Annotated in this window: 5 protein-coding genes; 4 read left to right on the top strand and 1 reads right to left on the bottom strand. The window is 44.4% G+C overall.

Annotation, left to right across the window (positions count from 1 at the left end; all coding sequences use genetic code 11):
- From AC29Z1_RS13250 to AC29Z1_RS13235, 4 genes are all read left to right on the top strand, one after another.
- A partial coding sequence (locus AC29Z1_RS13250; RefSeq protein WP_488271928.1) for a YgeY family selenium metabolism-linked hydrolase occupies window positions 1-960 on the top strand: 960 nt, incomplete at its 5' end.
- Between the two features lie 15 nt (window positions 961-975).
- Entirely contained in the window at window positions 976-2,565 is a 1,590-nt protein-coding gene (locus AC29Z1_RS13245; protein WP_488271927.1) for an N-acyl-D-amino-acid deacylase family protein, read from the top strand.
- A gap of 23 nt (window positions 2,566-2,588) precedes the next feature.
- The gene (locus tag AC29Z1_RS13240; protein WP_488271926.1) at window positions 2,589-2,963 is read left to right on the top strand and encodes a RidA family protein; all 375 of its coding nucleotides are present in this window, start codon (window positions 2,589-2,591) and stop codon (window positions 2,961-2,963) included.
- A gap of 74 nt (window positions 2,964-3,037) precedes the next feature.
- Window positions 3,038-4,321 (top strand): MFS transporter, encoded by a 1,284-nt coding sequence (locus AC29Z1_RS13235; RefSeq protein ID WP_488271925.1) that lies wholly within the window; start codon window positions 3,038-3,040, stop codon window positions 4,319-4,321.
- Window positions 4,322-4,476: 155 nt separating this feature from the next.
- Here the strand turns inward: AC29Z1_RS13235 and AC29Z1_RS13230 are convergent, their stop codons facing one another.
- On the bottom strand, window positions 4,477-5,127 hold the full coding sequence (locus AC29Z1_RS13230) for a flavodoxin family protein (protein WP_488271929.1): 651 nt from the start codon (window positions 5,125-5,127) through the stop codon (window positions 4,477-4,479).
- Window positions 5,128-5,130: the final 3 nt, after the last annotated feature.

The following is a 5,130-nucleotide window of genomic DNA, read 5'->3' as shown; positions in this document are numbered from 1 at the left end:
GTTCCAGTTCCTGATGAATCCAAGTGGCAGTATGGTCCCTTTAGTGGCGAGCTAGTGGATGGAAAAATTTACGGGCGCGGTGCTTCTGACATGAAGGGGGCAGTAAGTGCCATGATAGCTGCTGCTGCCTACTTTGCTGAAGATACCAAGCGGGATTTTGCCGGAAATATCTATATTGCCGGGGTTGTGCATGAAGAGTGTTTTGAAGGGGTCGCCGCCCGCGGCATTAGCGAGCGGGTTAAACCTGATTATGTGGTAATTGGCGAGGCGTCTGAACTTAACTTAAAGCGAGGCCAGCGCGGCCGTGCCGAGATAGTGGTCGAAACTTATGGCAAACCTGCGCACTCGGCCAATCCGCAAACAGGTATTAATGCCGTGTACAAGATGGCGAGACTGATTGAAAAAATCCGCGATCTTAAAACCCCTTATCAGGATGTACTTGGTCATGGAATTCTGGAATTGACTGACATAAAGTCATCTCCATATCCCGGAGCTTCCGTAGTACCGGATTACTGCCGGGTGACCTATGACCGGCGGTTGTTAGTAGGAGAAACAAAAGAAAGTGTGTTGCAGCCAATCCTGGATGTAATCAGGGAAATGTCCGAGCAGGATCCAGAGTTTACTGCTAAGGCTTACTACTCCTACGGCAGCGAAAACTGCTATACCGGTAATCAGATCGAGGGGGAACGCTTTTTTCCCGGCTGGCTGTATGACGAAACCGATGAATTTGTACAAGCAGCACTTCGCGGCTTACAAGAAGCAGGACTACAGCCCGCTATAACTCACTACTCATTTTGCACGAATGGCAGTCATTATGCGGGCGAGGCTGGAATAAAAACAATTGGTTTCGGACCATCGCGGGAAAACCTGGCCCATACTATTGATGAATACATTGAAGTTGAGCAGTTGTTTCAAGCAGCCAAAGGCTACTATGGCATAATGAAATCAGTTTTAAAATAAGGGAAGGTGAGAAAAATGCGTATTTTGATAAAAAACGGGACCATTGTTGATGGTACGGGTGAAAAAGCCTTTGTCGGCAATGTTGTTGTTGAAAATGACCGGATTGCGGCAGTCGGTGAGACTGGCGATGGTGAATATGACAAAGTCATTGATGCCCAGGGATTGGTGGTTGCCCCTGGTTTTATCGATACTCACAGCCACTCTGACTTGCAAATTCTAGTGGATCCGTATGTAACTCCTAAGGTAAAACAGGGTATTACTACCGAGGTATTGGGGCAAGATGGAATTTCTATGGCACCTCTTCCCCAACAATACATTAGTCCTTGGCGTAAGAATTTAGCTGGTCTTAACGGCGATAGTGACGAAATCGACTGGAGCTATGAGACGACAGATGGATATTTAACCATGCTGGAAAAGTCAGGGGTGGGTTTGAATGAGGTCTATTTGGTACCGCACGGCAATATCCGCATGGAAGCCATCGGTCTTGACAACCGTCAGCCGACAGCCGAAGAACTAAAAAAGATGTGTGATATTACACGGCGCGAACTGGAAGCTGGAGCGGTTGGCCTATCTACAGGGTTGATTTATATGCCTTGCGCTTACTCACAGACGGAGGAAATTGTTGAGCTGTGCAAAGTGGTTGCTGAGTATGATGGCGTGTTTGTTGTTCATCAGCGTAGTGAAGCAGATACCATTTTGGAGTCTATGGAAGAAGTTATAGATATTGGGAGAAAATCTGGGGTCAAAGTTCATTTTTCCCATTTCAAGGTTTGTGGCCGCAAAAACTGGGGGGCTATCGACAAGGTTATAGAATTGCTGGAAAGAGCACAGGCAGAAGGTATCAAAATATCGTTTGACCAATATCCCTATGTAGCCGGCAGTACCATGCTTGGGGTTATCCTGCCTCCATGGGTACATGATGGCGGCACTGACAAACTGCTTAAGCGATTGGAAGATGCCGAGCTCAGAAAGAAAATGATTGAGGATATCGAGCGGGGTATTCCTGGTTGGGATAATTTTATTGACTTTGCCGGTCTGGATCAAATTTTTGTTACCAGTGTTAAGACCAAAGCCAACGAAGATTTAGTTGGTAAAAATTTAGTTGAGATTGGTAAGATCCGTGGTAAAGATCCGTATAATGCTACATTTGATTTGCTGTATCAGGAAGAAAATGCTGTTGGTATGGTTGACTTTTATGGTACGGAAGAGCATGTGATCCGATTTTTGACTAGACCGGAACAGAATGTATGTACTGATGGTCTCTTAGGCGGTAAACCTCATCCAAGGGTTTTCGGCTCGTTTCCCCGTGTACTCGGTAAGTATGTGCGTCAAGAAAAGGCATTAACCCTGGAAGCGGCAATCAAGAAAATGACTGCCAAGCCAGCCGAAGTCTTTGGAATTAAGAACCGTGGGCTGCTTAAGGCAGGATATTACGCAGATATAGTGATCTTCAACCCAGATACTATTATTGATAAAGGTACATTTGTTGATCCTGTCCAGTATCCGGAAGGCATTGAATATGTCTTAATAAATGGTACAGTTGCTATTGAACGGGGACAGCAAACCAAGGAATTACCAGGGCGTGTTTTAAGACACGGTCATTAACAATAGGTTTAGGAGGTTTAGTAATGAAAACAGTCGTTCACACTGATAAGGCTCCAGCCGCTATCGGTCCGTATTCACAAGCCATCATAGCAGGAGGATTTATGTTTATCTCCGGTCAGATTCCGGTAGATCCAGCAACTGGCGAAGTAGTCGAGGGCATTGAAGCTCAGACTAGGCGGGTTTTGGACAACCTTGCAGCCATTCTTGGTAGTAAAGGCTTACGTTTTGACAATGTTGTAAAAACTACCGTATTTTTACAAGACTTAAACGAGTTTCAAACTGTGAATGCAATTTATAGCGAATATTTTAGTAAGGAACCGCCAGCGCGGGCTTGTGTTCAGGTCGCGAAACTGCCCAAAGATGTTTTGGTGGAAATTGAAGCGATTGCTGTGTTATAACACAGCAATCAGTATAGAAAAAATAGTCCGAATATAGACACCATTCTTGAAAAATGTTATGGGGGAATAGATAAATGAGTAAACAAGTAAACCAAGGTGGTTTTCGTTGGAAGGTTAGACACTCAATTTTAGCTATCATCTGGATGGGATGGTTGTTCTCGTTCCTTGACCGTATGGTTATTAGCGTATCTTTGCCGTTCATTGCCAAGGATCTTAATATTGATGCAACCATGCAAGGTGCTATCTTAAGTGCCTTTTTCGCCGGATATGCGTTATTCCAAATTCCTGGAGGCATACTGGCGGATAAGTTTGGTTTTAGGAAAGTTATGTCTTTTGCTATCGCTTGGTGGTCAATATTTACTTCGTTAACAGGAATGATCGTCTCCTATCCTCTCATGCTTGTCTGCCGCTGCCTGTTTGGCATAGGAGAAGGTTGTTTTCCCGGTGCATCTTGGAAGGCAATAGCTACCTATTTCCCACCGAAAGAACGGGCAACTGCCACTGCCATTCAGTCATCGGTTAACACATTGGGGCCGGCAGTAGCTACCTTGGTGGCCGCAGGAATCATTGCGCATTATGGCTGGCGTACTGTATTTATAGCTCTTGGACTTCCTGGATTGTTGATTGCTGTTATGATTTGGTTCTACTTTAAGGATAATCCTGCCAATCATCCCAGTATGACGAAAGAAGAGTTGGCAGAGCTTGCGGTGCAGCCTGTTGCTGATGATGCCAATGAAGCTAAGACAGGAATTACCTTTAAAGAATTTGTTAAAAAACCAATTTTATGGCAAATGGTTTTCATCTGGTTCTTGTTTGACATTACTTTCTGGGGATTTGTTTCTTGGTTGCCATCGTATTTGATGAAAGTAAGAGGGTTTTCGTTACTCCAAACAGGTGTAATCGGCTCAATCCCTTTCTTTGTCGGTACTGTAGGCACTTTGCTTGGGGGTTATCTTTCTGACCGTATGAAGGGACAGCGTAAGTGGATGTTTGTTCCTAATGCTTTAATTGCCGGCGTATTCTTGTATTTAACCTATACCGTACCTTCGGCAGATATGGCCATTATTTACCAGAGTGTTTCCTCGTTCTTTATGTTCATGGCTATGGCTGCTTTCTGGGGTCTTGTTATGGACACGATTCCGTCCCATATCATGGGTTCAGCTTCTGGTACCGTTAATTTTGGTGGTCAGGTAGCCGGTTTTATTTCTCCTTTCGTAATGGGTTATCTAATTGATGTAAGCAAAGGTTCTTTTGATACTGCCTTCATCTTTTTAATAGTTGCTATTGTTGCGTCAGCCGCAATTACTTTGACGGTAAATCAGGCGCGCAAGGACATTAAGGTGGCAGCTGAAGCATAATTGATACAGTAAGAGGGTATGGTCTTTCTAAGCAACCAAAATCCCCTGCTAGCCGTTAGCAGGGGATTTTGGCATTCTAACAGAATTTATATTATAAAATAGCAGTCAGCACCGCATCACCAATGGCTCGTGGCAGGCGTTATTTTTTGGTGCTATTATTTGGAAGCTACCGGAGTTGCTAAGCGTACGCCCATTGCAAAGGCTTTCTGGCAATCTAAGGGAAATACTTCTTTGCGTCTTTGGGCTTTAGCTTCTGCGTTGAAAGCGGTTGCTACATATTTGGAATAATCATCAAACTGATAGGTATCAAAACAGTACAGGGATTCACAAGAGCCAAAAAGTCTTCCTAATATGGTTTCCATTGCGCTTAGATTCTGAGGATAACCCATAGCCTGCATCCTGTTTTCATCCACATTCATGGTGTAGATAAATCCTATAGGCATCTTGCGCGTGAATAGCGAGGAGTAGTTCGCATTATATACCAGGTATTGAAACGCCAGGCGTTCAAGGAAAGATCGCATTTCACCAGTAACATTGCCTAAGTAGATGGGTGAACCTAGTATGAGTGCATCGACGGTTTCCAGTTTTTTTAAAATCGGCGTCAAATCATCTTTTACAGCACATCTACCATAGCTTTTTCCGCCTTTTAGTTTACAGGCAAAGCAACTCATGCAGCCTTTGAAGTTCAAATCATACAGATGGATGAGTTCCGTGGCGGCGCCTTGCGAAGCAGCTCCTTCCAAAGCTGTGCCGAGAAGTGTGGCGGTATTCCAGTTTTTACGCGGGCTACCGTTAATGGCTATAATATT

Source organism: Sporomusa sp. (assembly GCF_057736855.1).
This window is presented reverse-complemented; position numbering and strand designations above follow the sequence as displayed.